At 65.0% G+C, this 25,622-nt stretch carries 25 protein-coding genes; 14 read left to right on the top strand and 11 right to left on the bottom strand.

Annotation, left to right across the window (positions count from 1 at the left end; genetic code table 11):
* Window positions 1–61 precede the first annotated feature (61 nt).
* From CWS35_RS27660 to CWS35_RS27650, 3 genes are all read right to left on the bottom strand, one after another.
* Entirely contained in the window at window positions 62–1,141 is a 1,080-nt protein-coding gene (locus CWS35_RS27660) for a D-TA family PLP-dependent enzyme (RefSeq protein WP_100956719.1), read from the bottom strand.
* Window positions 1,142–1,252: 111 nt separating this feature from the next.
* Window positions 1,253–3,070, bottom strand: a complete 1,818-nt coding sequence (locus tag CWS35_RS27655; protein WP_100954883.1) for an ABC-F family ATP-binding cassette domain-containing protein — start codon at window positions 3,068–3,070, stop codon at window positions 1,253–1,255.
* A 4-nt stretch (window positions 3,071–3,074) separates the two neighbouring features.
* Window positions 3,075–3,575 (bottom strand): YaiI/YqxD family protein, encoded by a 501-nt coding sequence (locus CWS35_RS27650; RefSeq protein WP_100954882.1) that lies wholly within the window; start codon window positions 3,573–3,575, stop codon window positions 3,075–3,077.
* A 135-nt stretch (window positions 3,576–3,710) separates the two neighbouring features.
* On the opposite strand from CWS35_RS27650, the gene CWS35_RS27645 reads away from it, so the two are divergent.
* The gene (locus tag CWS35_RS27645) at window positions 3,711–4,514 is read left to right on the top strand and encodes a hypothetical protein (RefSeq protein WP_100954881.1); all 804 of its coding nucleotides are present in this window, start codon (window positions 3,711–3,713) and stop codon (window positions 4,512–4,514) included.
* 166 nt (window positions 4,515–4,680) lie between these two features.
* On the opposite strand, the gene CWS35_RS27640 is transcribed toward CWS35_RS27645, so the two are convergent.
* Window positions 4,681–7,053 carry a xanthine dehydrogenase family protein molybdopterin-binding subunit gene (locus tag CWS35_RS27640; RefSeq protein ID WP_100954880.1) on the bottom strand — a complete coding sequence of 791 codons (2,373 nt, stop codon included), beginning with the start codon at window positions 7,051–7,053 and terminating at the stop codon, window positions 4,681–4,683.
* Between the two features lie 210 nt (window positions 7,054–7,263).
* Between CWS35_RS27640 and CWS35_RS27635 the strand changes: the two genes are divergently transcribed.
* The 4 genes from CWS35_RS27635 (at window position 7,264) to CWS35_RS27620 (ending at window position 10,602) form a co-directional block, all read left to right on the top strand.
* Complete coding sequence (locus CWS35_RS27635) at window positions 7,264–8,307, top strand: Ppx/GppA phosphatase family protein (protein ID WP_100954879.1); 1,044 nt, start codon at window positions 7,264–7,266, stop codon at window positions 8,305–8,307.
* 169 nt (window positions 8,308–8,476) lie between these two features.
* Window positions 8,477–9,169 carry an RlmE family RNA methyltransferase gene (locus CWS35_RS27630; protein ID WP_100954878.1) on the top strand — a complete coding sequence of 231 codons (693 nt, stop codon included), beginning with the start codon at window positions 8,477–8,479 and terminating at the stop codon, window positions 9,167–9,169.
* Between the two features lie 67 nt (window positions 9,170–9,236).
* The gene (locus CWS35_RS27625) at window positions 9,237–10,136 is read left to right on the top strand and encodes a LysR family transcriptional regulator (RefSeq protein WP_100954877.1); all 900 of its coding nucleotides are present in this window, start codon (window positions 9,237–9,239) and stop codon (window positions 10,134–10,136) included.
* Window positions 10,137–10,245: 109 nt separating this feature from the next.
* Window positions 10,246–10,602 carry an antibiotic biosynthesis monooxygenase gene (locus CWS35_RS27620; protein ID WP_200894419.1) on the top strand — a complete coding sequence of 119 codons (357 nt, stop codon included), beginning with the start codon at window positions 10,246–10,248 and terminating at the stop codon, window positions 10,600–10,602.
* Here CWS35_RS27620 and CWS35_RS27615 read toward each other — a convergent pair.
* Window positions 10,587–12,074, bottom strand: a complete 1,488-nt coding sequence (locus CWS35_RS27615) for a DHA2 family efflux MFS transporter permease subunit (RefSeq protein WP_024582120.1) — start codon at window positions 12,072–12,074, stop codon at window positions 10,587–10,589. The genes CWS35_RS27620 and CWS35_RS27615 overlap by 16 nt on opposite strands.
* A gap of 141 nt (window positions 12,075–12,215) precedes the next feature.
* Here CWS35_RS27615 and CWS35_RS27610 point away from each other — a divergent pair, with 141 nt between their 5' ends.
* The 4 genes from CWS35_RS27610 to CWS35_RS27595 all read left to right on the top strand — a co-directional run bounded on the left by CWS35_RS27610 (window position 12,216) and on the right by CWS35_RS27595 (window position 15,855).
* Complete coding sequence (locus CWS35_RS27610) at window positions 12,216–12,461, top strand: hypothetical protein (protein WP_050402154.1); 246 nt, start codon at window positions 12,216–12,218, stop codon at window positions 12,459–12,461.
* A 189-nt stretch (window positions 12,462–12,650) separates the two neighbouring features.
* Window positions 12,651–14,141, top strand: a complete 1,491-nt coding sequence (gene guaB, locus CWS35_RS27605) for an IMP dehydrogenase (protein WP_024582118.1) — start codon at window positions 12,651–12,653, stop codon at window positions 14,139–14,141.
* 279 nt (window positions 14,142–14,420) lie between these two features.
* Window positions 14,421–15,455, top strand: a complete 1,035-nt coding sequence (locus tag CWS35_RS27600) for an NADP-dependent oxidoreductase (protein WP_100954876.1) — start codon at window positions 14,421–14,423, stop codon at window positions 15,453–15,455.
* A 112-nt stretch (window positions 15,456–15,567) separates the two neighbouring features.
* Window positions 15,568–15,855 carry a hypothetical protein gene (locus CWS35_RS27595; protein WP_371682804.1) on the top strand — a complete coding sequence of 96 codons (288 nt, stop codon included), beginning with the start codon at window positions 15,568–15,570 and terminating at the stop codon, window positions 15,853–15,855.
* 6 nt (window positions 15,856–15,861) lie between these two features.
* Here the strand turns inward: CWS35_RS27595 and CWS35_RS27590 are convergent, their stop codons facing one another.
* Together CWS35_RS27590 and CWS35_RS27585 are read right to left on the bottom strand one after the other, a co-directional pair.
* Entirely contained in the window at window positions 15,862–16,698 is an 837-nt protein-coding gene (locus tag CWS35_RS27590; RefSeq protein WP_024582115.1) for a metallophosphoesterase, read from the bottom strand.
* Between the two features lie 148 nt (window positions 16,699–16,846).
* Window positions 16,847–17,296 (bottom strand): hypothetical protein, encoded by a 450-nt coding sequence (locus CWS35_RS27585; RefSeq protein WP_100954874.1) that lies wholly within the window; start codon window positions 17,294–17,296, stop codon window positions 16,847–16,849.
* 157 nt (window positions 17,297–17,453) lie between these two features.
* On the opposite strand from CWS35_RS27585, the gene CWS35_RS27580 reads away from it, so the two are divergent.
* The gene (locus tag CWS35_RS27580; RefSeq protein WP_024582114.1) at window positions 17,454–17,876 is read left to right on the top strand and encodes an MAPEG family protein; all 423 of its coding nucleotides are present in this window, start codon (window positions 17,454–17,456) and stop codon (window positions 17,874–17,876) included.
* Window positions 17,877–17,898: 22 nt separating this feature from the next.
* Entirely contained in the window at window positions 17,899–19,197 is a 1,299-nt protein-coding gene (locus CWS35_RS27575; protein ID WP_100954873.1) for an RsmB/NOP family class I SAM-dependent RNA methyltransferase, read from the top strand.
* A gap of 96 nt (window positions 19,198–19,293) precedes the next feature.
* Here the strand turns inward: CWS35_RS27575 and CWS35_RS27570 are convergent, their stop codons facing one another.
* Window positions 19,294–20,547, bottom strand: a complete 1,254-nt coding sequence (locus CWS35_RS27570) for an MFS transporter (RefSeq protein WP_100954872.1) — start codon at window positions 20,545–20,547, stop codon at window positions 19,294–19,296.
* 114 nt (window positions 20,548–20,661) lie between these two features.
* Here CWS35_RS27570 and CWS35_RS27565 point away from each other — a divergent pair, with 114 nt between their 5' ends.
* A complete protein-coding gene (locus CWS35_RS27565) occupies window positions 20,662–21,114 on the top strand; it encodes a helix-turn-helix domain-containing protein (RefSeq protein ID WP_100954871.1) in 453 nt (150 codons plus the stop codon).
* Window positions 21,115–21,192: 78 nt separating this feature from the next.
* On the opposite strand, the gene CWS35_RS27560 is transcribed toward CWS35_RS27565, so the two are convergent.
* A complete protein-coding gene (locus tag CWS35_RS27560; protein WP_024582110.1) occupies window positions 21,193–21,525 on the bottom strand; it encodes a DHCW motif cupin fold protein in 333 nt (110 codons plus the stop codon).
* 130 nt (window positions 21,526–21,655) lie between these two features.
* Complete coding sequence (locus CWS35_RS27555; protein WP_100954870.1) at window positions 21,656–22,027, bottom strand: nuclear transport factor 2 family protein; 372 nt, start codon at window positions 22,025–22,027, stop codon at window positions 21,656–21,658.
* A gap of 137 nt (window positions 22,028–22,164) precedes the next feature.
* On the opposite strand from CWS35_RS27555, the gene guaA reads away from it, so the two are divergent.
* Both guaA and CWS35_RS27545 read left to right on the top strand, forming a co-directional pair.
* Window positions 22,165–23,763 carry a glutamine-hydrolyzing GMP synthase gene (gene guaA / locus CWS35_RS27550; protein WP_100956717.1) on the top strand — a complete coding sequence of 533 codons (1,599 nt, stop codon included), beginning with the start codon at window positions 22,165–22,167 and terminating at the stop codon, window positions 23,761–23,763.
* Between the two features lie 317 nt (window positions 23,764–24,080).
* Entirely contained in the window at window positions 24,081–25,337 is a 1,257-nt protein-coding gene (locus CWS35_RS27545) for a tyrosine-type recombinase/integrase (RefSeq protein ID WP_100954869.1), read from the top strand.
* On the opposite strand, the gene CWS35_RS27540 is transcribed toward CWS35_RS27545, so the two are convergent.
* Entirely contained in the window at window positions 25,327–25,596 is a 270-nt protein-coding gene (locus tag CWS35_RS27540; protein WP_100954868.1) for an AlpA family transcriptional regulator, read from the bottom strand. The two genes, CWS35_RS27545 and CWS35_RS27540, sit on opposite strands and share 11 nt — an antisense overlap.
* Window positions 25,597–25,622 lie beyond the last annotated feature (26 nt).

The following is a 25,622-nucleotide window of genomic DNA, read 5'->3' as shown; positions in this document are numbered from 1 at the left end:
CCCTTGATGCCTGCGGAAACATGATGGGTTTCGCTGCGCTCTACCCATCCTACCGTGTCGGCTAACGCAACTTGCCGCGCGCCGTCACCGGCAACGCGCCGATGATCTCGTCGCCGCGCACCATCACGACTTCGTCCATCATGTTGACGACGACGCAGACGTGATTGGGCACGATCCGCACCACGTCGCCGACATTGGGGCGGGTGTTGCTGCGGGAGAGATCGAGGAAGCCGTGCTCCTCGGCGAAACGCGCGATCTTGGCCTCGGGATGTTCGAGGATCAGGCCATGGCCTTCGAGGCCGCCGGTATCCGTGGTCAGCGTCTTGGAGCCGGCATCGAGGATGCCGCGCTCGGGACCGGCGCGGCTGACCACGGTGGAATAGATGTGCAGGGCGCAGTCGTCCCAGGTCGCGCTGCCGGCCGCGACCTGCATGCGGTCGTTGTAGATATAGGTGCCGAAACGATGCTCGGTGCCGCCCTTCAGTTTGCCGAGGTTCTTCAGGTTCGGCGTGCCGCCGGTGGAGACGATGGTCGCATCGAGGCCGTGGGCGCGCACGCCGGCCAGCGCCTCGTCATAGAACTTCTGCGCGTCCGCCCAGCCGGTCTCGGTCGGATACAGCATGAAGCCCGCGAAGTGCAGGCCCTTCGAGGCTGCGATCTCGCGCGCCAGCGCGATCGCCTCGGCCGGGGTCTCGACGCCGGCGCGCTTGCGGCCGGTGTCGCACTCGACCACCACCGAGAGCGGGCGGCCGGAGGCCGCTGCCGCCTTCGGCAGGTCGCCGACCACCACCGAATTGTCGGCCGCGACGGTGACGTTGGCCTTGCCTTGCAGCGCGCCGAGCCGCGCCATCTTCTCGTCGCCGAGCAGGTTGTAGCTGATCAGGATGTCGTCGATGCCGCTCTCCGCCATGATCTCGGCCTCGCCGAGCTTCTGGCAGGTGATGCCCTTGGCGCCGGCCTTGATCTGAAGCTGCGCCAGCATCGGATTCTTGTGGGTCTTGATGTGCGGCCGGTTGGCGATGCCGGCCTCGTCGCAGGCCTTCTGGATCCGCGCGATGTTGCGCTCGACCCGGTCCATGTCGATCACGGCGCAGGGCGTGCCGTAGTCCTTGGCGATCTTGGCGGCGAGGGGCGTGGTCATGATCTGTCCTTCTTCTCCGGCCTCGTAGGATGGGTAGAGCGAAGCGAAACCCATCGGCGTTTATCCGTATGCGGCATGATGGGTTTCGCTGCGCTCTACCCATCCTACACATCAAGCCTGTTCGATCTCTTCGCGCAGCACTTCGAGCTCGAGCCAGCGGTCCTCGGCGGCGGCGAGTTCTTGCTGCGCCTTGGCGATCGCGGCGGAAGCGGCGTCGAACTTCTTGCGATCCCTCGCATAGAGGTCGGGATCGTCGAGCAGCTTCTGCTGCCTTGCGATCTCGGCGTGGAGCTTGTCGATCGTCTTCGGCAACGTCTCGAGCGCGTGCTTCTCGTTGAAGTTCAGCCGGCGTTTTGGCGCGGCAGCGGGCACCGCGGCCCTGGCTTCCTTCTTTTCCTCGGCCACGACCTCCGTCTTGATCGTCTCACGCTTCACGTCGGCGCCGCGCTGCGCCAGCATGTCCGAGTAGCCGCCGGCATATTCGATCCAGCGTCCCTGGCCTTCCGGCACGATCACCGATGTCACGACGCGATCGAGGAAGTCGCGGTCATGGCTGATCAGGATCACGGTGCCGTCATAGTCGCCGAGCATCTCCTCGAGCACGTCGAGAGTTTCCAGATCGAGGTCGTTGGTCGGTTCGTCCAGGATGAGCAGGTTCGACGGCTTTGCCAGCGCGCGCGCCAGCATCAGGCGGCCGCGCTCGCCGCCGGAGAGCGCTTCGAGCGGCGTGCCGCGCTGCTCCTGCGCGAACAGGAAGTCCTTCATGTAGCCGATCACGTGCTTCGACTTGTCGCCGACCATCACGTGATCGCCGCGGCCGCCGGTCAGGGCTTCGGCGAGCGTCAGCTTCGGATCGAGGCTCTCGCGGTGCTGGTCGAGTGTCGCCATCTCGATATTGGCGCCGAGCCGTACCGTCCCGGAGTCGGGCGGATCGTTGCCGATCAACAGATGCACCAGCGTGGTCTTGCCGGCGCCGTTCGGGCCGACGATGCCGAGCCGGTCGCCGCGCTGGATCCGGGTCGAGAAGCCGTCGACGATCTTGCGCTCGCCAAACGCCTTGGCGATGCTTTTGGCCTCGATCACCAGGCGCCCGGATTTCTCGGCCTCGGCGGCGGCGAGCGTGGCATTGCCGGTGGCGCCGCGATAGTTGCGGCGCTGGTCGCGCAGCGCAAACAGATTGCCGAGCCGCTTGACGTTGCGCTTGCGGCGGCCGGAGACGCCGTGGCGCAGCCAGTGCTCCTCGTTGACGATCTTGCGGTCGAGCTTGTGCTGCTCGCGCTCTTCTTCCTCCAGCACCTCGTCGCGCCACGCCTCGAAAGCGCCGAAGCCGCGGTCGATCTGGCGGATCTGGCCGCGGTCGAGCCAGGCGGTCGAGCGCGACAGGTTGGTCAGGAAGCGGCGGTCATGGCTGATCAGGACCAGCGCGCAGCGGCGGCTTTCCAGTTCGCCTTCGAGCCATTCGATGGTCGGCAGGTCGAGATGGTTGGTCGGCTCGTCGAGCAGCAGGATGTCGGGTGAGGGCGCCAGCACCCGCGCCAGCGCCGCGCGGCGCGCCTCGCCGCCGGAGACATGCGCAGGATCTTCCTCGCCGGTCAGGCCGAGCTGTTCGAGCAGATAGCGCGCCTGGTAGTGATCGTCGCCGGGGCCGAGGCCGGCCTCGACATAGGACAGTGTCGTCTTGTGCTCGCCGAAATCCGGCTCCTGCGGCAGATAGCGGATGGTGGCGCCGGGCTGCACGAAACGGCTGCCCGCATCGGGCTCGACCAGGCCTGCGGCGATCCGCAGCAGCGTCGACTTGCCGGAGCCGTTGCGGCCGATCAGGCAGACGCGCTCGCCCGCGGAGACCGACAGCTCGACACCCGACAGCAGCGGCGTGCCGCCGAAGGTCAGGCTGATGTCCTTGAGCTGGATGAGAGGAGGCGGAGCCATCGCGCTAACTTTGCTGGTTCGTCGTCGCCTGCTCGGCGCGGCGGCGCTGGATGCGGCGGATGGTCTGGTCGAGCGTCGACAGAAACGTCGAGCGGTCGCGCGGCGAATAGGATTTCGGCCCGCCGGTGATTTCACCGGACGAACGCAGATCGGTCATCAGATTGCGTACCGCCAGCGTCATGCCGATCGACTGTTCCGTGAACGGTTTTCCATTTGGCGCGATCACATCGGCGCCGGCCTTGACGCAGCGGCTCGCCAGGGGAATGTCGGCCGTGATCACGACGTCGCCGGCGTGGGCGCGTTCGGCGATCCAGTCGTCGGCGGCGTCCATGCCGGAACCGGCGGCGATGCGCTCGATCAGCGGGTCCTGCGGCACGCGGATGAAATTGCCCGCGACCACGCTGACGGGCACGCCGAGCCGGATCGCGACGCGGTAGATCTCGTCCTTCACCGGACAGGCGTCGGCGTCGACATAGATGCGGGTGGGGGCAGTGGATTCAGTCATCGATTCAACGGTTCGCGGGCGCGGCCTGCGTGTACTCCATCGGGCGGAAAATTGCGAGCAAAACGAGAGGCTTGCCACGCGGACAGCTTCGACTACGATTGCCTGGGAAAAACAACCGAAATAAGGGGAAACCCCATGGATTCGAAGACGGCAGCGCAGACCTATCGCGTCTCGGCCTACAACACCTCGAAGCTCTCGGAGAACAAGATCCACGACGACACGGTGGCGCGGAAGTTCGGCTTTTCCGGCGGCCTGGTGCCTGGCGTCGATGTGATGGCCTACATGATGCACTTGCCGGTCGAGAAATGGGGCCGCGACTTCCTGGAACGCGGCCTGATCGAGGCGCGCTTCATCAAGCCGGTCTATGACGGCGAGATCGCGGAGCTGACCGGCCAGGAGACCGGCAATGGGCTTTCGATCGAGCTCTTCAGCCGCGGCGAACTCTGCGCCACCGGTACTGCGTCGCTGCCGGCCTCGACGCCAAAGGTCAATATCGGCGATTACAGGCAGGTGGCCGCTGTCGCGGAGCGCAAGCCGGTCAGTGCGTCGTCCTACGAACAGGGCAAGTGGCTCGGCGTCATCCCGCGCGACTGGTCGGGCGACGCAGCCAAGGAGTATCTCGCCGACATCAGGGAGACCGACCCGATCTATCTGCGTGAAGGTCTCGGCCATCCCGGGCTGCTGCCGCGGGTGATGAACAAGGTGCTGGTCGACAATGCGATCCTCGGGCCCTGGATCCATGTCGGCACCAGGATGCAGCTATTTTCGGCCGGCAAGATCGGCGATGAGCTGACGGCGCGTGCCAAGGTCACCGGCAATTACGACAAGAAGGGCCACCGCTTCGTCGAACTCGACGCGCTGGTGCTCGGCAACGGCATCCCGCTCGCGCATTGCTGGCACATCGCGATTGTTCAACCGCGCGAGCAGGCGGCGGCGTAGCGGGAGGAGGCAAAACCTCGCCGCACCAACAACTGTCATACCCCGCGCATGCGGGGTATCCAGTACGCCGCGGCTTCCCAGTAAGTAACTGCTGTCTCTGGAATACTGGATCGCCCGCTTTCGCGGGCGATGACGGCGGTGAGTGACGGTAGAGCAGGGCGCGCCGTTACGCTGCGTTCGCCTTGGCATCCTGGATCGCGCGCCAGACGCGCTCCGGCGTCAGCGGCATGTTGATGTGCTTGATGCCGTACTCGGATAGCGCGTCGACCACGGCGTTGACGATGCAGACGAGGCTGCCGGCGCAGCCGGCTTCGCCGCAGCCCTTGGTGCCGAGCGGATTGGACTTCGCCGGCGAGGGGTGATCGCCGACCTGCATCGACGGCACGTCACCGGCGCGCGGCAGTGCGTAGTCCATGAACGAGCCGGTGATCGGCTGGCCGGAGGCGTCGTAGCTGACTTCCTCCATCAGCGCCTGGCCGATGCCCTGCGCGACGCCGCCATGGAGCTGGCCGGCGACGATCATCGGGTTGACCACGGTGCCGAAATCATTGACCGCCGAGTAACGCACGATCCGCGTCACGCCGGTGTCGGGATCGATCTCGACCTCCGCGACATGGCAGCCGTTCGGGAAGGTCGACGCCGTCTCCTTGGTGGCGTGATCGACGTCGAGCGTCTCGGGCGTGCCCTCCGGCATCTTGCCCGTGCGCATCCGCTCGGCGAGCTCCATGATGCCGATCGAGCGGTCGGTGCCGGCGATGGTGAAGCGGCCCCGGCCGAACTCGATGTCGGCCTCGGACGCCTCCAGCATGTGCGCGGCCGCCTTCTTGCCCTTCTCGACGACCAGTGCCGAGGCCTCGACGATCGCCTGTCCGGTCGCCGTGATCGAGCGCGAGCCGCCGGTGCCGTTGCCGAAGCGCACGAGGTCGCTGTCGCCCTGTTCGAGCGTGATCTTCTCGAAGGGAACGCCGAGCTGCTCGGACAGCACCTGCGCGAACGGCGTGGCGTGGCCCTGGCCGTAATCGAGCGTGCCGGTGGTGAGCTTCACCGAGCCGTCGGGCTCGAAGGTGATCTTGCCAAGCTCGCCGGACGGCGGCGCGGTGACTTCGAGATAGGAGCCGACGGCGATGCCGCGCAGCTTGCCGCTCTTTTTGCTTTCCTTCTTGCGCTTGGCGAAGTTGTCGTAGTCGGAGATCTCCAGCGCCTTCTGGAACACGCCGCCGAAATCGCCGCTGTCATAGGTGACGCCGGATGCGGCGGGGAACGGCAGTTGCGACGGCTTGATGAAATTGCGCTTGCGCAGAGTGAAGCGGTTAATGCCCATTTCATCGGCGGCGGTGTCGATCAGCCGCTCCATGTAGTAATTGGCCTCGGGCCGGCCGGCGCCGCGATAGGCGCCCATCAGCGTGGTGTTGGTCACCACCGTCTTGATGTCGACGCCGAGCAGCGGCGTGCGGTAGACGCTGGCGAGGTTCTTGCCGGTGTTGAGTGACAGCGGGCCCGGCGCGACGCCGGTGATGTAAGCGCCGAGATTGCCGTAGCCGGACAGCCGCACCGCGAGGAATTTGCCGTCGGCGTCGAGTGCGAGCTCGGCATGGATCAGCTGCGCGCGGCCCTGGCTGTCGGACAGGAAGCTGGTCGAGCGCTCGTCCAGCCATTTCACCGGACGACCGAGCTCGCGCGCCGCATGCGCGATGCAGGTGTATTCGGGATAGTTCAGGTTCTTCATCCCGAACGAGCCGCCGACATTGCCAGTCAGGATCCGCACCTTGTCGGCCGGCACGTTGAGCAGCCGCGCCAGGATCGCCTTGTTGCCGGAGACGCCCTGGGTCGGCACCTGTAGCGTGAAGCGTTCGGTGGCCTTGTCGTAATGCGCCAGCGCGACGCGCGGCTCCATCGAGACCACGGCGACGCGGGTGTTGACGATGTCGAGCTTGGTGACGTGCGCGGCGGCGGCGAATGCCGCGTCGATCTTGGCCGCGTCGCCGTAATGGTAGTCCAGCGCGACGTTGTTCGGGATGTTGTCATAAAGCTGCGGCGCGCCGGGCTTCGACGCCTCGGCCGCATCGGTCACGGCCGGGAGCGGCTCGATGTCGACCTCGACGGCCTCCGCGGCGTCGCGGGCCTGCGCCGCGGTTTCCGCGACCACGAAGGCGACGGGATCGCCGACGAAACGCACCTTGTCGGTCGCGAGCGCCGGTCGGTTGGTCTGTAGCAGCGGCGAGCCATCGCGGCTCTTCAGCGGCAGTCCGCAGGTGAAGGGCTTGTATCCGACCGCCTCAAGATCGGCGCCGGTCCAGACGCCGAGCACGCCCGGCATCGCCTTGGCGGCCGCCGTGTCGATCCCCTTGATGATTCCATGGGCATGGGAGGAGCGGACCATCCAGCAGATGGCCTGGCCGGGCAGGGAGAAATCGTCGGTGTATTTGCCCTTGCCGCGCACCAGGGTGTCGTCCTCCTTTCGTCGAACAGGCTGCCCGACACCGTATTTTTGCAGTGCGATAGCGTTGTCGAGGGAAGCGGGCGGCGTGTGATCTTGCATCGGAAAATGACCTGAAATGCCCGGATTTGCTGGGGTTTGGGGGCGCTGTGGAGATAACGCACACCCCCCTTAACGACAACGCCCGATTGGACATGGACCCAATGTGAACAGAGTTTGCGCAGGCCCTTGGCGCTGCTAAAGTTTCCGTGAACGGTAATTATTCGGCGGGCCCGATCGCTCGGCGGGCGGTCCTGCGGAAAGACAGTTTTGATGAATGACGATTTGCGGCTTTGTGACGGCCCGCCGGCCGGCGAAGCCCCGTCAGGGTTGGTTGCGGCAGCCGCGGAAAGTGGCGTCTACGCCGCGCTCGACCTTGGCACCAACAATTGTCGGCTGCTGATCGCCTGTCCCACCGGCGATGGGTTCCGCGTGGTCGATTCCTTCTCGCGGATCATCCGGCTCGGCGAGGGCATCGCCGCGACCGGTTCGATCAGCGAGGCGGCGATCGAGCGCGCGATCGCCGCGCTCGCCATTTGCAGCGACAAAATCCGCTATCGCAAGGCCCGCCGGCTGCGGCTGATCGCCACCGAGGCCTGCCGCGCCGCCGGCAATGCCGACAGCTTCCGCGCCCGCGTCGCGGCCGAAACCGGCATCCAGCTCGAGGTGATCGATCGCGAGACCGAGGCGACGCTTGCCGTGATCGGCTGCTCGCCGCTGCTCGATCCCAGGGGACGGGGCGCCATCCTGTTCGACATTGGCGGTGGCTCGACCGAACTGGTCCGGATCGAGCGCGATCCCGATGCGCCGGGTACGCCGCCGCGCATCAGGGCGTGGATGTCGATCCCGCTCGGCGTCGTCACGCTAGCCGAGCATTTCGGCGGCAAGGTCGTCACCAAGGACCTCTATGCGCGGATGATCGACGAGGTCGCCCGCCATGTCGCTCCGTTCGCCGCCGAGCACGGCAGGGACCTGCGCGACATGCACATGCTCGGCACTTCGGGCACCGTCACCACGCTCGCCGGCGTGTTCCTCAATCTGTCGCGCTACGACCGCCGCCGCATCGACGGCATCTGGATGGACGATTGCGAGGTCACCGCGACGATCCAGAAGCTGCTCGGCATGAGCTATGAGGCACGGGTCAACAACAATTGCATCAGCGTCGAGCGGGCCGACCTGGTGCTCGCCGGCTGCGCGATCCTCGATGCGATCCGCAACGCGTTCCCGCTGCCGCGGCTGCGGGTTGCCGACCGCGGCTTGCGCGAGGGCATGCTGGTCGAGATGATGCGCGAGGACGGCGCGCTGCGGGCGTGCTAGAGCTTCTCTTGCCTCGCCCCGCTTGCGGGGAGAGGCCGGATCTTGCGCGAAGCGCAGGATCCGGGTGAGGGGACTCTCCGAGAATGCATCTCTCACTTTCCTTGACGAGGCAGTCCCTCACCCCAACCCTCTCCCCGCAAGAGCGGGGCGAGGGAGAAGAGAAAATAGAATGGCGAAAGACACCACCGGGCGGCTGCACGTCACGGTCAAGAGCGGCGGCAAGCGCAAGCTGTCCTCGAAACTCTGGCTCGAGCGCCAGCTCAACGATCCCTACGTCGCGAAGGCCAGGGCGATGGGCTACCGCTCGCGCGCGGCCTTCAAGCTGCTCGAGATCGACGACAAATATCGCCTGCTCAAGCCGGGCATGACGGTGGTCGACCTCGGCGCCGCGCCGGGCGGCTGGAGCCAGATCGCGGCCAAACGTACCGGAGCCGCCGACGGCAAGGGCAAGGTGGTCGCGATCGATCTGCTGGAGATGGGCGAGATCCCGGGCGTCAGCTTCGCGCAGCTCGACTTCCTCGATCACGACGCGCCGGAAAAGCTGATCGCGATGATGGGTGGCCGCGCCGATTTCGTGATGTCCGACATGGCAGCCAACACCACCGGCCATCGCAAGACCGACCAACTGCGTATCATCGGCCTGGTCGAGACCGCCGCGCATTTCGCCGGCGAGGTGCTCAATCCCGGCGGCACGTTCCTGGCAAAAGTATTCCAGAGCGGCGCCGACGCCGAGTTGGTAGCGCAGCTGAAGCGCGATTTCGCCGCTGTGCGCCACGTCAAGCCGTCCGCGAGCCGGCAGGATTCGTCCGAGCGTTACGTGCTCGCGACGGGGTTTCGAGGGCAGCAGCCGCCTCCGTCGTGAATTCGTGACGGAGAGCCGTGTCTTTAATGCTTTCTGCATAATCAAGGATTGATTATAATTCCTGTTTATGAACTTGCAGGACATCGAAGCTTTCGTAGCAGTCGCCGAAACGGGGTCCGTGAACCGCGCGGCTGCGCGTCTCAATCTGACGCAGCCGGCCACGACCCGTCGCATCCAGAACTTCGAGGCTGCGATCGGCGACGCGCCGCTGTTCAATCGCGCCGTCAAGCCGGCGGTTCTCACCACGCTCGGGAACCATGTCCTCGAACATTGCCGGAAGGTTCTGACCGCGGTCGCCGAACTGGAAAGCTGCACCACGAACGCGGCTGATCCAGCCGGCGATCTGAAGGCCGGGATCGCGCATGGTCTCGGCGAGATCGTCCTGACCACGCCGCTCGATGCTCTACGGCGGACGTTCCCTCGGATCAGATTGCAGATCAGCTCGAATTGGAGTGCTGGTCTCATCGAAGATGTGCGCAACGGATCACTCGACTGTGCAATCGGCCTCTTGACCGATGCGCATACGCTTCCACCAGGGTTGACTGGCGTAGCGCTCGGCGCCGAGCAGGTCGTCATCGTCGGCCCCGCGAAATTATCGGCGAAGCGCCGCGACGATCGTTATCGGCTGCGTGACCTTTCGGGGCAGGGTTGGTTCCTCAACCCTCCGGGCTGCGGTTGCCGCGCGGCTCTGATCAAATTCTTCGACCGGCTCCACCTGCCAATCCACGTCGCGGCTGAGGTGTTTGGTGAGGATCTCCAATTGTCGCTGCTTGCTCAAAGCGGCGGATTGGGTCTGGTGCCGCGTCGTCAATTCGAGCAAAGCCCGCACCGCCGCGCGCTGCGCATCTTGGACGTGATGGATTTCTCGTTGCCTGCCGTGGTGACCTTGATCCGCAACGTGGCACCGGGGCGTTTCGATCCGGCGATCGCATTGCTGACTGACGAATTGAAAGCGAAGCTGGCTTAGATTCTTTGCATAATCATAATCGAGAGTATGCATTTGATTTGGTGTGCTGGCTGGCGGCATAGTTTGCGGCGTCGGGGGTGACGGACGCCTCCGGCGATCTCGAACGACTGTGCACAGGAAGGCGCTCATGATCGTCACCATATTTCGCTCGCGACTGAATCCCGGCGTTCAAGACGAATACGGGCCGATGGCAAAGCAGATGAGCGAGCTGGCCCGGACCGTCCCCGGCTACATTGCCCACAAGGGCTTCGTTGCCGAAGACGGCGAGCGAGTGACGATCGTCGAGTTCGAAACCGAAGAAGCGCTGGAGCAATGGCGACGTGATCCCGAGCATGCCAAGGCCAAGCGGCGCGGCATTGCGGACTTCTTCAGCGACTACAAATTCCAAATCTGTAGCGTGATCCGGCATCGCACCTGGGCGGCCGGATCGAGGCCGTCACCCCGGCTCGATCACCCCAGTCGCTGATCCCGCGCGTTCTGGGTGTTCTCGGTCGCCGTCTTGACGGCGTCGGTGGCGGCGCGTTTCTCGGCGCCCTTGCGGCTCGAGATGTCGAGCGGCTTGCGGCCGGAGATTTCATTGCCGGCATCGGCCGGCATCTGCCAGAAGAACCAGGCCGAGGCCGCCGAGATCAGCGACACCACGATGAAGGCCGGCCCGAACACGTCGGCGGAGAGCTCGGTCTGGTGATGCATTGCCAGCACGGTTTCGACCGAGAACGCGCCGACCGCGACGCCGGCGGACACCGCGAGCTGCTGGTTGACGCTGACGAGGGTGGTGGCGCGGCTCATCTGCGGCGCCTCGACCTCGGCATAGGCGACGGTGTTGATCGCGGTGAATTGCAGCGAGCGGAAGAAGCCGCCGACCACCAGGATGGTGAAGATCAGCATCAGCGGCGTCGAGATCGTGAACAGCGCGCAGGCGGCGAGGAAAGCCGAGCTGACCACCGCATTGACCGTCATCATGTTGCGGAAGCCGAACGCCTTGATGATGCGCGCCGCCAGCGTCTTCATGCCCATGGCGCCGACCGCGGAGGCAAACGTCACGAGGCCGGACTGAAACGGCGACAGGCCGAAGCCGACCTGCATCAGCAGCGGCAGCAGGAACGGCAGTGCGCCGATGCCGAGCCGGAACATGAAGCCGCCGACGATCGAGGCGCGCATGGTCGGCAGCCGCAGCAGCGAAAAATCCAGCACCGGCGATCCGGTCCGCCGCGCATGCAGCACGTAGAGCGTCATCGAGATCGAGCCGACCCCGACCAGCGCCGCGACGATCGGCCACGGCAACAGATTGAGGCCCGCGACCGACAGCCCGAACGCGATGCCGGCAAGGCCGATGCCGGCCAGCACCAGCCCCATCAGGTCGAAACGCTCGGGGTCTTCGCTCTTGATCGGGTCGATATATTTCAGCGCCAGGAAGATGCCGAGCAGCCCGATCGGGATGTTGATCAGGAAGATCCAGTGCCAAGAGAAATAGGTGGTGATGAAGCCGCCGAGCGGTGGCCCGATCACCGGGCCTACCAGCGCCGGCACCGTCACCCACGCCATCGCGTTGACCAATGCGCTCTTGTCGACCGAGCGTAAGAGCACCAACCGCCCAACAGGCGTCATCATCGCGCCGCCGAGGCCTTGCAGGATGCGGGCGAACACGAAATCGGTCACCGAGGACGACAGCGCGCAGCCGATCGAGCCCAGCATGAACACGGCGACCGCGCCGGCGAACACGATGCGGGCGCCGAAGCGGTCCGCGGTCCAACCGCTCGCCGGGATGAACACCGCGAGCGACAGCAGGTAGGACGTGATCGCAAGCTTCAGCGTCAGGGGGCTGGTGCCGATATCGGCGGCGATCGCCGGCAGCGAGGTCGCAATCACCGTGGAGTCCATGTTTTCCATGAACAGGGCAGTGGCCACGATGAGCGGGATTAGGCGTTGTTTGTTCATCAAAATAGGACGGCTGTGCTGAAAAAGGCGGGCGAGGGGGCTGTATCATCCTGCCTTCGGCCACGCTATTGCGGAACCGGCCAAACGCCCTAAATCCTGCGTGACGCTGCTATGCATCCGCCAGCGTTGGAGGTGTGCGCCGTGATCTACGTCCTTGCCGCTCTGCTGCCGCCGATCGGGCTGCTCCTGAACGGACAGCCGTTTTCGGCCATCTTCAATCTGGTCCTGATCGTATTTTGCGCGATTTTCGGGCTGTTTTTCCACGTCTTGCTGCTGGTGCCGTCGGCCCATGCGCTGATCGCGGTCCACATGAAGCGGGAGGATCGCCGCCACCGCGAGGTGGTCGAGGCGATCCGCCGGTATGGGCCGCCGCAGGGTTATCGTTGAGCGGGCCGCCGAGCCCCGTAAAAAGCCTGTGCATGGCTGGCAAACACTTTGATTCGTCATGCCGCCATGCTATCGACCAGCGTCAACCCCACCGATGGGCGCCGATTCGACGGTGACGCAGCGAGCGTCGCCGCAGGCGGCGTTCATCCGTAAGACCATCGCGGCTGGACCGCAGATAAGGAGTTGGCAATGGCCACGGGATTTCCGGCTATCCGCGAAGCCTTCACGTTCGACGATGTGCTTCTGAAGCCCGGTCTGTCCGACATTCTTCCATCGGAAGCCGATATCCGTTCGCGCGTCACCCGCGCGATTTCGCTCAATATCCCGATCATGGCGTCCGCGATGGACACCGTCACCGAAGCGCGCATGGCGATCGCGATGGCGCAGGCCGGCGGCCTCGGCGTCATTCATCGCAACTTCGATCCCGAGGGGCAGGCGGCCCAGGTGCGCCAGGTCAAGAAGTTCGAATCCGGCATGGTGGTCAATCCGCTGACCATCGGCCCCGACGCCACGCTGGCCGACGCGCTGACGCTGATGAAGGAAAACGGCATCTCCGGCATTCCGGTCGTCACCGGTGCCGCCAAGAACGTGCCGGGCAAGCTGGTCGGCATCCTGACCAACCGCGACGTACGCTTTGCCAGCGATCCCCGCCAGAAGGTCTCGGAGCTGATGACGCACGAGAACCTCGTCACTGTGCGCGAGGGCGTCAGCCAGGACGAGGCGAAGCGGATGCTGCACCAGCATCGCATCGAGAAGCTCCTGGTCGTCGACGACCAATATCGCTGCGTCGGCCTGATCACCGTCAAGGACATCGAGAAGGCGGTCGCCCATCCGCTGGCCTGCAAGGATGCGCAGGGCCGTCTCCGCGTCGCCGCCGCCACCACGGTCGGCGAGACCGGCTATGAGCGCACCGAGCGGCTGATCGACGCCGGCGTCGACGTCGTCGTGGTCGACACCGCGCACGGTCATTCGCGCCATGTGCTCAACGCCGTCAACCGCATCAAGCGGCTCTCCAACGCGGTGCAGGTCGTCGCCGGCAACGTCGCCACTGAAGGCGGCGCGCAGGCCCTGATCGATGCCGGCGCCGACTGCATCAAGGTCGGCATCGGCCCGGGCTCGATCTGCACCACGCGCATCGTCGCCGGCGTCGGCGTGCCGCAGCTCACCGCGATCATGGATGCGGTGGCGGCAGCGAAGAAGGCCGACGTGCCCGTGATCGCCGACGGCGGCATCAAATATTCCGGCGACCTTGCCAAGGCGCTCGCCGCCGGCGCCGACATCGCGATGGTCGGCTCGCTGCTCGCCGGCACCGACGAGACGCCGGGCGAAGTCTTCCTGTGGCAGGGCCGCTCCTACAAGGCCTATCGCGGCATGGGCTCTGTCGGCGCGATGGCGCGCGGCTCGGCCGACCGCTACTTCCAGCAGGACATCAAGGACTCGCTGAAGCTCGTGCCTGAGGGCATCGAGGGCCAGGTGCCGTACAAGGGCCCGGTCGGCAATGTGATGCACCAGCTCGCCGGGGGCTTGCGCGCCGCGATGGGCTATGTCGGTGCCAAGGACATCAAGGACTTCCACGACAAGGCCGAATTCGTCCGCATCACCGGCGCCGGCCTGCGCGAAAGCCACGTCCACGACGTGACCATCACGCGCGAAGCCCCGAACTATCCGGGCGGGGTGTAAACACCAACTGTCGTCATTCCGGGGCTCGCGAAAGCGAGAGCCCGGAATCCATCGGGCTGCGTCGTTGGTGGAGGAATGGATTCCGGGCTCGTGCTTCGCACGCCCCGGAATGACGACCTTGAGAGTTTGCGTTTGCGCCCTTCCGAAATGACGCCCGTCATTTCAAACAACATTTCAAACAGCATCGCACGAAAACAGCAAATCCATCTCCCTTGCGGGGAGGTGGATTGCGTGACTACGTGTGCGCCACGAAACCAATCACCTCGAGAGGAAATCCGCATGTCCCAAGGAAAATCAGAAGGAAAGCGCATCGTTCTGGCTTCGCGTCCGCACGGCGAGCCCACGCCGGCCAATTTCAGGCTCGAGGACTACACGCCGCCGGTGCCGGGTGATGGGCAGGTGCTGCTCCGCACCATCTGGCTGTCGCTCGATCCCTATATGCGCGGCCGCATGGCCGACGGTCCGTCCTATGCCGCGCCGGTGCCGGTCGGCGGCGTGATGGAAGGCGGCACCGTGAGCGAGGTGATCGCGTCGAACAATCCCGGCTTTGCCAAGGGCGATATCGTGCTGTCGCGCGCGGGCTGGCAGACCCATGTGCTGTCGGACGGCAAGGGCCTCGCCAAGATCGATTCGAAGATCGCGCCGATCTCGACCGCCGTCGGCGTGCTCGGCATGCCCGGCATGACCGCCTATACCGGCCTGCTCGAGATCGGCAAGCCGCAGCCGGGTGAGACGGTGGTGGTTGCCGGTGCCTCCGGTGCGGTCGGATCGGCGGTCGGCCAGATCGCCAAGATCAAGGGCGCGCGCGCGATCGGGATTGCCGGCGGCAAGGACAAGTGCGCCTACGTCAAGAACGAGCTCGGCTTCGACGAGTGCCTCGACCATCGCGATCCCAATCTCGCCGCCAAGCTGAAGGAAGCCTGCCCGAAGGGCATCGACGTCTATTTCGAGAATGTCGGCGGCGCGGTGTTCGACGCGGTGTTTCCGCTGCTCAATGCGTTCGCGCGGATTCCGGTCTGCGGCCTGATCGCGCATTACAACGACACCGAGGCGCACGCGCCGAAATGGGCCGGCGCGATGATGCGCAACATCCTGACCAAGCGGCTGACCTTCCGTGGCTTCATCGTCAGCGACTTCGCCGCCATGCATGGCGACTTCCTGCGCGACATGTCGCAGTGGGTGCGCGAGGGCAAGGTCAAGTACAAGGAGTTCGTGACCGAGGGCCTGGACAGCGCGCCGGAGGCCTTCATGGGCCTGCTCAAGGGCGCCAATTTCGGCAAGCAGCTGGTCCGGGTCGGGCCGGACAAGGCCTGAGCTAAGGGGGGCGCGAAGCTCTTATTCCGCGCAACAAAGTATCAAATACGCCACATTGGCAGGCTTTTGGGGGCTTTTCGGCCCCCATTTGCTTGACGGGGACCCGGGGCAGTTGATTCAATATGGCTATATTTCAGGTGTAGCCATGGTTTTTGAAGCTGTTGTTTTCGCGGTCATCCTCCTCGCCGTTGGCTATTGGGCGACGATGTTCGTCATGGGCCGACGCGACGACGTCCTGCACGGAAAATTCGTGGAGCATGAGGTGAGCGCCGAACCGATGCGCTCGCCGCCATCGCCGCACGCGCGTCCGGCGGTCTCAGCACCGCAGCCCGACAAGGACTCGTTGCAGGCGCTGCTCACCGTCATCAAGCGGGACCTGCACGACGCGGCGCGAAGCTGACGCCGCTCAGGCCGGCTGCTTGCCGTGCAGCATGTCGAGGTCGACATCGACCTGACCCTTCGCCCTGACATGGCGAACCTCGAAACTGTCGGGCTGGAAGCGGTACTCGACCAGGCCGACTTCCTTGATGCCGATCACCTCCTGCTTCGCATCCGGGATGATGAAGCCGGCCGAGGGTGCCCAGACGTGCCTGACATGCTCGAACGTGTAGTCGCGGCGCTGGTGCACATGGCCGCTGCCGACCAGCCGCCAATCGACCTTGCCGAACATCTCGATCAGGCGGCGCCGCGCCGGCTGCGGCACGTAGCGGAACGAGGTCTCGGCGCGCTCGGCATCGTAGGGCACGTCGCGATAGAGCGGCTTGTGCACGAACAGCGCCACCGGCTTGCCGACCGCCTTGTCGAGCGCCGCGGCAAGCCATTCGAATTGCTCGGCCTCGCTGTCGAGGCCGGTGTTCATGATCAGGGAATTGAGGCCGATGAAGCACCAGCCGGCGGCGTCGAACTGCCAATGGTCCTCGCCGAGCACGGCGGTGAAGGCACCGCATGTTTCCTCGGTCGGCAGTTGCGAAGGCACAGGCCCGGCCGCGCACGGATTGTCGCCGATGTCGTGATTGCCGGGCAGATAGAGGCAGTCGACCGGCAGCGCGTCGTGCAGCTGTTTGGCGAACACCATGTCGTTGCGGCTGGTCGGCCCGTCGAACGAGACGTCGCCGCTGTTGAGCACCAGGTCGGGCCGCGTCGCGTCGATGTGCTCGCTGACGCGATGAAAATTGTCGATCAGCAGCGTGTGATGGCGGGCTAGGTGGGTGTCGGAGATCTGGGTCAGGCGAAACTGGGACATGCATCGATCCTTTCGTCCGAAGGATAGGTCGGCGCGAAGTCGGAACGATGACGATTTCGACGTCTTGTTCGGTGCTCTGTTTGATGGCTTGTTTGAAGTGTTGTTTGACGGCGCTTTCGATGCGTCGGCGCGATCCTGCCACCGAACCCTAGATCGAGAGCCGGTTCATCCAGCGCGGCGGCGGGGCAGGCGGGCTCACGCGGCTTCCGAATAGTCCGGTGTCGGGCAGGTTGGTTCCGGCGACGGCCGGCTGCGCGTTTAGCCCGAAATAGTCGCGCACGTCATGCCGCATGTCGTAGACGGCAAAGCCGAGCAGGCCGAGCAGCAGCGCGGTGGCGACGCCGTGCTTGACGATGTCGGCGGTCGAGCGATAGCCGCTGCGGAAATAGATCGAGAGCAGGATCGCGACCAGCAGCGCGACCAGCAGCGCCGCGGCGACGCCGGCCAGCCCCGACATCATCATGCCGAGCCCGCCATCCGCCGCGTCGCCGAACCCGCCGGCGCCGGGGCCGATCGTTTCGAACAGGGGCGCGAGCATATTGCCGAGCGCCTCGGCCACCTGGGCCGCGCCGTCCAGGATCGGGCTGATGATGCTCATCGCGTCATCCGTGAAGGGCTGAAACCGCCGTTGGTCCTGGGAGTTGGTCACCCAGGCTCGGAGGATGGTTCAACCCCGTCTCCGGGCGCTCGATTGTATTGGGCGGCCGTGGCGGCTAAGAGGGCGGCCGGGCGCCCGCGGCTGAGGGAGGTTTTTCGTGTCGGTTCAAATGGTTCTATTGCCGGTCTTCATCCAGATTGGTCTCACCTTCGCGCTGCTGTTCGGGATGGCGACGCTGCGCACGCGGACGCTGGCGAGCGGCGAGACCAAGATGGCCGACATCGCGCTGCGCGAGCCGAACTGGCCGGCGAAGGCGACCCAGATCGGCAACTGCTTCGCCAACCAGTTCGAGCTGCCGGTGCTGTTCTACGCCCTGATCGCCATTGCGCTGCCGCTGCGCCATGCCGATCTGTTCATCGTGCTGATGTCCTGGGTCTTCGTGGTGACGCGGTTTGCCCATGCCGGGGTATTCGTCACCTCCAACGACGTGCGGCCGCGCTCGCTTGCCTGGTTCGCCGGCGTGCTGGTGTTGGCGGCGATGTGGCTGTATTTCGCGCTCAAGATCCTGCTGCTGATTTGACGCGCCCAACCGAAAGAGAACGATGACTCCCGCTGCCCGGCTTTCCGCCGCGATCGAACTGATCGCCACCATCGACGCACAGCGCATTCCCGCCGCCAAGGCACTGAAGGAATGGGGCACCGCGCACCGCTATGCCGGCTCCGGCGATCGTGCGGCGATCTCCGGCCTGATCTGGGACGTGCTGCGCCGGCAATCCTCGGCGGCCTGGCTGATGGACGATGCCAGCGCCCGCTCGCGGGTGCTCGGCATGCTCAAGCTCGAGCGCGGCATGGATGTTGCGACCATTGCGGCGCTGTGCGACGGCGGCCGGTTCGCGCCGGAGCCGCTGACCCCAGCGGAAGAGGCCGCGCTGACCTCGCGCTCGCTCGCCGATGCGCCGGCGCATGTCGCGGGCGATTATCCTGATTGGCTCGACCCGCATCTGGCGAAGGTGTTCGGCGACGACCGCGCGGCGGAAGCAACCGCGATGGCCAGCCGCGCGCCGCTCGACCTGCGCGTCAACACGCTGAAGGGCAAGCGCGAGAAGGTGCTGCCGCGACTGTCGCATCTCGGTGCCAGGGAAACGCCGTGGTCGCCGCTCGGCCTGCGCATCGAGCTCGGCGCCGACGCGCGCAATCCCGGCATCCATGCCGAGGAGGACTTCATCAAGGGCGCCATCGAGGTGCAGGACGAGGGCTCGCAGCTCGCCGCGCTGTTCTCGGCGGCCAAGCCCGGCGAGCAGGTGATCGATCTCTGCGCCGGCGCCGGCGGCAAGACGCTGGCGATCGCAGCTCAGATGCAAGGCAAAGGCCGGCTGATCGCGACCGACAGCGACAAGCGCCAGCTCGCGCCGATCCACGAGCGGCTGTCGCGCGCCGGCGTGCACAATTGCGACGTCCGCACGCCGCGCGGCGAGGACGAGGTGCTGTCCGACATCAAGGCCTCCGCCGATCTGGTGCTGATCGACGCGCCGTGCACGGGCACCGGCACCTGGCGCCGCAACCCCGACGCCAAATGGCGGATGCGGCCCGGCGCGCTCGAGGTGCGGCTGAAGGACCAGGCCGAGGTGCTGGCACGCGCCGCGCCGCTGGTGAAGGCCGGCGGCCGCATCGCCTACATCACCTGCTCGGTGCTGGCGGAGGAGAACGGCGAGCAGGTCAGGGCGTTCGTCGCCGGGCATCCGGAGTTCTCGGTGCAGCCGCCGGAGCAGACCGCATCGGTGCTGTGGGACAAGGCTGAGGCGTTCAGCGAGGCTGCGTTGCAGTCCGACGAAGGCTGGCTGATGACGCCGCGCCGCACCGGCACCGACGGGTTCTTCGTATCGGTGCTGAAGAAGGCCTAGCTTCGTAGGGTGGGTTAGCCAAAGGCGTAACCCACCATCTTTGTGCCGCATGCCGCGATCGGTGGATTACGCCTGCGGCTAATCCACCCTACGATTTTACGACGACACGGAGCACACCCCCACAGGCGTCGGCGTTCGGCTCACCACGATCACCCAGTACAGCAGCGCAACCGCGCTGATCGAACCACCCAGCGCGCAGACGCCGAGCCAGCCCGCGGCCGCATAGACGATGGTCGAGGCGATCGCGCCGAGCCCGCTGCCGATCGAATAGAACACCATGTAGACCCCGATCAGGCGGCTCGAAGCCTCGGGACGGGTGGCGATGATCAGGCTCTGGTTGGTGACATGGATCGCCTGCACCGCGAAGTCGATCATGACCACGCCGACCAGCACCAGCCAGAGCGAGGTGTTGAGGCAGGCGATCGGCGCCCAGCCGGCGAGCATCAGCAGTAGCGACAATCCGGTGGTGCGCTGGCCCCAGCCGCGATCGGCGAGGCGGCCGGAATTGCGCGCCGCTAGCGCACCGGCGAGGCCGGCGATCCCGAGCATCCCGATCGTGGTGTGCGACAGCGACAGCGGCGGCGCCGCCAGCGGCAGCACGATCGAGCTCCAGAATGCGCTGAAGCTCGCGAATGCCAGCAGCGCGAACACCGCGCGTTCGCGCAGCACCGGCTCCTCGGTGAACAGCGTGGCGGTCGAGCGCAACAGCTTGGCATAGGACGCGCCGGCCAGCGGCTGCGGCGCCTGCCGGGGCAGAGCACGCGCGAGCAGCGCCGCCATCACCAGCATCAGCGCCGCCGAGGTCAGGTAGACCACGCGCCAGCCGCCGATATCGGCCAGCGCGCCCGAGGCGAAGCGGGCGAGCAGGATCCCGGAGACGACGCCGCTCTGGATGGTGCCGATGGTCTGCCCGCGCTCGGCCGGCGCGGCCAAGGTCGCTGCGAACGCGACGATCACCTGGATCACGACGGCGAGCAGCCCGACCAGCGCCATTCCGCCGAACAGCACGACGGCGTTCGGCGCGGTGCCGACGACGACGAGCGCGATCGCCGACAGCGCGATCTGGCCGACGATCAGCTTGCGCCGGTCCCAGAGGTCGCCGAGCGGCACGATCAGCATCAGGCCGAAGGCGAGGCCGATCTGGGTCAGCGTCACCACGATGCCGATCGCGGCCGGGGTGATGCCGAGATCGCTCGCCATGGTGTCGAGCAGCGGCTGGGCCGAATAGACGTTGGCGACGCTCAGCCCGCTGGCGATCGCGAACAGCAGCACGATCGCGGGGGAAAGCCGTGGTCCGGCCGTGGCGCCGGACTTATCCGGTCCAGCCGTCGTTGCATCCTGGGTGGTCATTGCACGTCCGCTCCACATTCCAATCTGGTCTTATAATGAGACCAGTTGCGTCGAGCGCTGTCTAGTCCTATTTTAGGACCAGTTCGGAATCGTGATCGAGGGAGGGTGAGCGCGATGAAGCGGACCGGATTCGCCAAGGCGGAATGCCCGGTGGCGCGTGCGCTGGACGCGATCGGCGACTGGTGGTCGCTGCTGATCGTGCGCGACGCGTTCGATGGCCTGCGCCGGTTCGGCGATTTCCAGGCCAATCTCGGCATCGCCAAGGGCATGCTGACGGCGCGGCTGCGCAAGCTGGTCGAGCTTGGCGTGCTCGAGCAGGTCGCAGCCTCCGACGGCAGCGCCTATCAGGAATATGTGCTGACCAGGCGCGGACACGACCTGTTCCCGATCGTGGTGGGCCTCCGGCAATGGGGCGAAGCGCATCTCTATGCGCGCGGCGAGACCCATTCGGTGCTGCTCGACCAGGCCGGCCACGCCGTCGGCCAACTCGTGCTGCCATCGAAGAGCGGCAAGCCGCTGGTGTGGTCGGAGACCAAGGTGAAGAAGGTTGCGGGGCGGAGAAGGTGAGTGTCGAGTTCCCTCCACGTCATTACGAGCAGCGAAGCGACGAAGCAATCCACGCAATGACGAAGGGACCGCACCAGCTCAATCCACGATAAACAGGGTCGCGCCGGTCTTGGTCGACGACCGATGCGCGGCGTCGCCGAAATCGGAGACCTGGTAGCTCATGCCGGGCTTCAGCGTGAATTTGCGGCCGTCGCGCAGCTCGGTGTCGAGCTCGCCTTTGACGACCAGGAGCACATGGCCGCGATCGCACCAGTGATCGGCGAGATAGCCGGGCGAATACTCCACCATCCGCACCCGCAGCTCGCCGATATCGAGCGTGCGCCACAGCGCCTGTCCGGTCTCGCCGGGATGCACCGAAGGCTCGACTTGGCTCCAGTCGGTGACGGTGAAGGGCAAGGTCGGGATTTTCATGATGCGCGGGCTCCTGATCGAGACGCCGGTACGTAGGGTGGGTTAGGCGAAGCCGTAACCCACCGGCTTTCTCATCGCGTGGTTCGGCGGGTTACGCCTGCGGCTAACCCACTCTACGATCCACCCACCCTCAATGCACCGGATGGTTCGCCGAGCCCTGCCGGATCTTGCCCTGATCATCGAGCCGCAGATACTCGCAGATCTTCTTGCCGCGTTCGTTCCGGTAGAACACCACGACGCTGTCGGGCGACACATAGAGGTCGATCAGCTCGAAATGCAGCTCGGGCAGTTGCGCCAGCGCCGCGCTCCAATAGGCCCGCAGCTGCGCCTTGCCGCGCACCGTGCCCGACGCGCCGAAGCCGAATGCCGGGATCCGGTCCGAGGTCATCTCGGTATCATCGGAGTAGAGCGCCAGTACGCGCTCGAGGTCGCGCGCGTTCCAGGCGGCGATCCAGTCATGGCCGAGCGCCAGCAGGCGCGACGGGTCGTGAAACTCCGGCATCGGTTTCCTCCTTGTTGCTTATGGTCAAATTAGGTCAATAATACTGACCTATATCGCTTTGTCCATGCCCAAAGAAGAATGTGGGCGCGCCTGTGAGCGCGGTTGCGGGGGCGGGCAGTGTCGCGTATCTGCTTGCCATGACAGCCCAGCACACAGCCCGTGAATCGTCGACGCCCGCCGTGGCCTCGGCGCATGACAAGATTCTGATTGTCGATTTCGGCAGCCAGGTGACGCAATTGATTGCCCGCCGCGTCCGCGAGATGGGCGTCTATTCCGAGATCGTGCCGTTCCAGAAGGCGGAGGCCGCCTTCAAGGAGATGAAGCCGAAAGCGGTGATCCTCTCCGGCGGTCCGGAGTCAGTCCACGAGACCGGCTCGCCGCGCGCCCCGCAGTTGATCTTCGAATCCGGCGTCCCCGTGCTCGGCATCTGCTACGGCCAGATGACCTTGGCGGCCCAGCTCGGCGGCGAGGTCGAGGGCGGACACCATCGCGAATTCGGCCGCGCCGATGTCGAGGTGAAGACCGACAGCTGCCTGTTTGACGGCATCTGGAACCACGGCGAGAAGCACCAGGTCTGGATGAGCCATGGCGACCGCATCACCAGGATGCCGCCCGGCTTCTCCGTCGCCGGCACTTCGCCGAACGCGCCGTTCGCGATCATCCAGGACGAGAAGCGCAAGTATTACGGCCTGATGTTCCACCCCGAGGTGGTGCACACGCCCGACGGCGCCAAGCTGCTGCGCAACTTCGTGCGCAAGGTCGCGGGGCTCTCCGGCGACTGGACCATGCGCGCCTTCCGCGAGGAGGCGATCGAGAAGATCCGCGCCCAGGTGGGCAAGGGCAAGGTGATCTGCGGCCTCTCCGGCGGCGTCGATTCCGCTGTCGCCGCGGTCCTGATCCACGAAGCGATCGGCGACCAGCTCACATGCGTGTTCGTCGATCACGGCCTGCTGCGGCTCGACGAGGCCAAGACCGTCGTCGACCTGTTCCGCAACCACTACAACATCCCGCTGGTCCATGTGGACGCGTCGAAGGAGTTTCTCGGCGAGCTCGATGGGGTCACCGACCCCGAGGTGAAGCGCAAGACCATCGGGCGCCTGTTCATCGACGTGTTCGAGGCCGAGGCCAAAAAGATCGGCGGCGCTCAGTTCCTGGCGCAGGGCACGCTCTACCCCGACGTGATCGAGAGCGTCTCCTTCACCGGCGGCCCGTCGGTGACCATCAAGTCGCACCACAATGTCGGCGGCCTTCCGGCCCGCATGAACATGAAGCTGGTCGAGCCTTTGCGCGAATTGTTCAAGGACGAGGTGCGCGTGCTCGGCCGCGAGCTCGGCCTGCCCGAAGTGTTCGTCGGCCGTCACCCGTTCCCGGGCCCGGGCCTCGCGATCCGCTGCCCCGGCGACATCACCAGGGAGAAGCTCGACATCCTGCGCAACGCGGACGCCGTCTATATCGACCAGATCCGCAAGCATGGCCTCTACGACGCGATCTGGCAGGCCTTCGCGGTGCTGCTGCCGGTGAAGACCGTCGGCGTGATGGGCGACGGCCGCACCTACGAATACGTCGTGGGCTTGCGCGCCGTCACCTCGACCGACGGCATGACCGCCGACTTCTACCAGTTCGACATGAAGTTCTTAGGCGAGACCGCGACGCGCATCATCAACGAGGTGAAGGGCGTGAACCGGGTGGTGTACGACGTGACGTCAAAGCCGCCGGGGACGATTGAGTGGGAATGATTTTACCCCTCCGGCAGTATCCGTTTGTACGCTACAGAACGCATTAAGTTATTGAAATATCGCGACTATCCAATCACCGTCTATCATCGTCTATCGAGGGGCAGTGCTCCGATTTGACGGTATAGCAGGCGGTATAGGGGAACTTGTTCGATTTGGAAGTTCGCTATACCGTCAGGGCTAAGAGAGCTGCTGACGGTATTATTTTTGGTGCTAACAAGCTGATATAAAATGGGAATCATGCTTCCAGCATCACCTGTTTTGGCCTGACGGTATAATCGGCGCCTCTCTCCGGATTTTAGACGGTTTTGGAGGCTCCCATGCTTACTGACACTGCGATTAAGGCGCTGAGATCACAGAATAAATTGTACAAGGTGAGCGATCGCGACGGTATGTACGTCGTGGTTCAGCCGTCGGGCGCGATCGTGTTCCGGTACGACTACCGCCTCAATGGACGTCGGGAGACGCTGACGCTGGGTCGATACGGCCCAGATGGCCTCTCGCTCGCCAGGGCTCGCGAGAAGCTGATCGATGCGAAGCGGGCTATTTCAGAGGGACGGTCGCCTGCTCAAGAGAAGCAGCACGACAAGCGTCGATTGAAGGAGGCGAAGAGGTTCGGCGAGTTCGGCGAGAAGTGGTTCCAGGAGTCGCGCATGGCCGACAGCACGCGCGCCATGCGGCGCTCGATCTACGAGCGCGACATCTTGCCAACGTTTCGAAACAGGCTTCTGACCGAGATCACGCCTGATGATCTCCGGATGATGTGCGGGAAGGTGAAGGAGCGCGGCGCTCCAGCCACGGCCGTCCATGTGCGGGATATCGTGAAGCTGATCTTTGCGTTCGCGATCCTGCATGGCGAGAAGGTCGCCAACCCGGCGGATGAAGTTGGGCCCGCTTCCATCGCGACCTTCGTTCCTAAGGACCGTTCGCTCTCTCCCGCGGAGATTCGCGTCATGCTCGGTCAGCTCGAGCATGTGCCGACTCTGCCGACTATACGGCTGGGAATGAAACTCTTCCTTCTGACGATGGTGAGGAAAAGCGAACTGCAGGACGCGACGTGGGATGAAGTCGATTTCGAGAACGCCGTATGGTCGATACCCAAGGAGCGAATGAAGCGGTCGAAAGCACACAACGTCTACCTGTCGCAGCAGGCCGTCGACATCTTCATCGCGTTGAAAACCTGCGCGGGAAATTCGCGCTATGTCCTTCCGTCACGCTACGATGCTGACGCACCGATGTCGCGGGCGACGTTCAACCGAATCACGACTGCGGTTGCCGTCAGGGCGAAAAAGGAAGGGTTGCCGCTCGAACCCTTCACCGTTCACGATCTTCGGCGCACCGGTTCGACCCTGTTGAATGAGATGGGTTTCAACAGCGACTGGATCGAGAAATGCCTGGCGCACGAAGACGGAAGGTCATCGCGTGGTGTGTACAATAAGGCAGAGTATGAGCATCAACGTCGCCATATGATGCAGGAGTGGTCCAATCTAGTGGACGCGTGGGTTTTGGGTCAGAAGTATCGACCAACGCTGCTACCGGCCACGATGGAGTTGCTTGAGTTGGAGCCTAGTGTTTGACGGGACGCGAACGGCGCAACCTCACGTCAGGGCTTGGAGCACGCTTGATGGCATTTGCGCGAGATGCATTGCGCCGAGCGTCGAGCCAGGCTTCGACCTCTGCCAAGTCCCAAACGACGCAGCGTGAGGTAAGATAGAAGCGCTGCGGGAATTCTCCTCGCTGCTCCATGTCGTAGATTGTGCTGTCGGCAAGCGGCACGATCTCTCGTAGCTGCTGCCGACGGATTGTTCTGCGGGCGACATGCGGGGCAGCGCTCATACCGTATCTCCACTTCTTTGCTCTTG

The sequence above is a fragment of the Bradyrhizobium sp. SK17 genome (genome assembly GCF_002831585.1).
Classification (GTDB): Bacteria; Pseudomonadota; Alphaproteobacteria; order Rhizobiales; family Xanthobacteraceae; genus Bradyrhizobium.
Note: the sequence above shows the minus strand (reverse complement) of the source record. Positions and strands in the feature narration are given on the sequence as shown.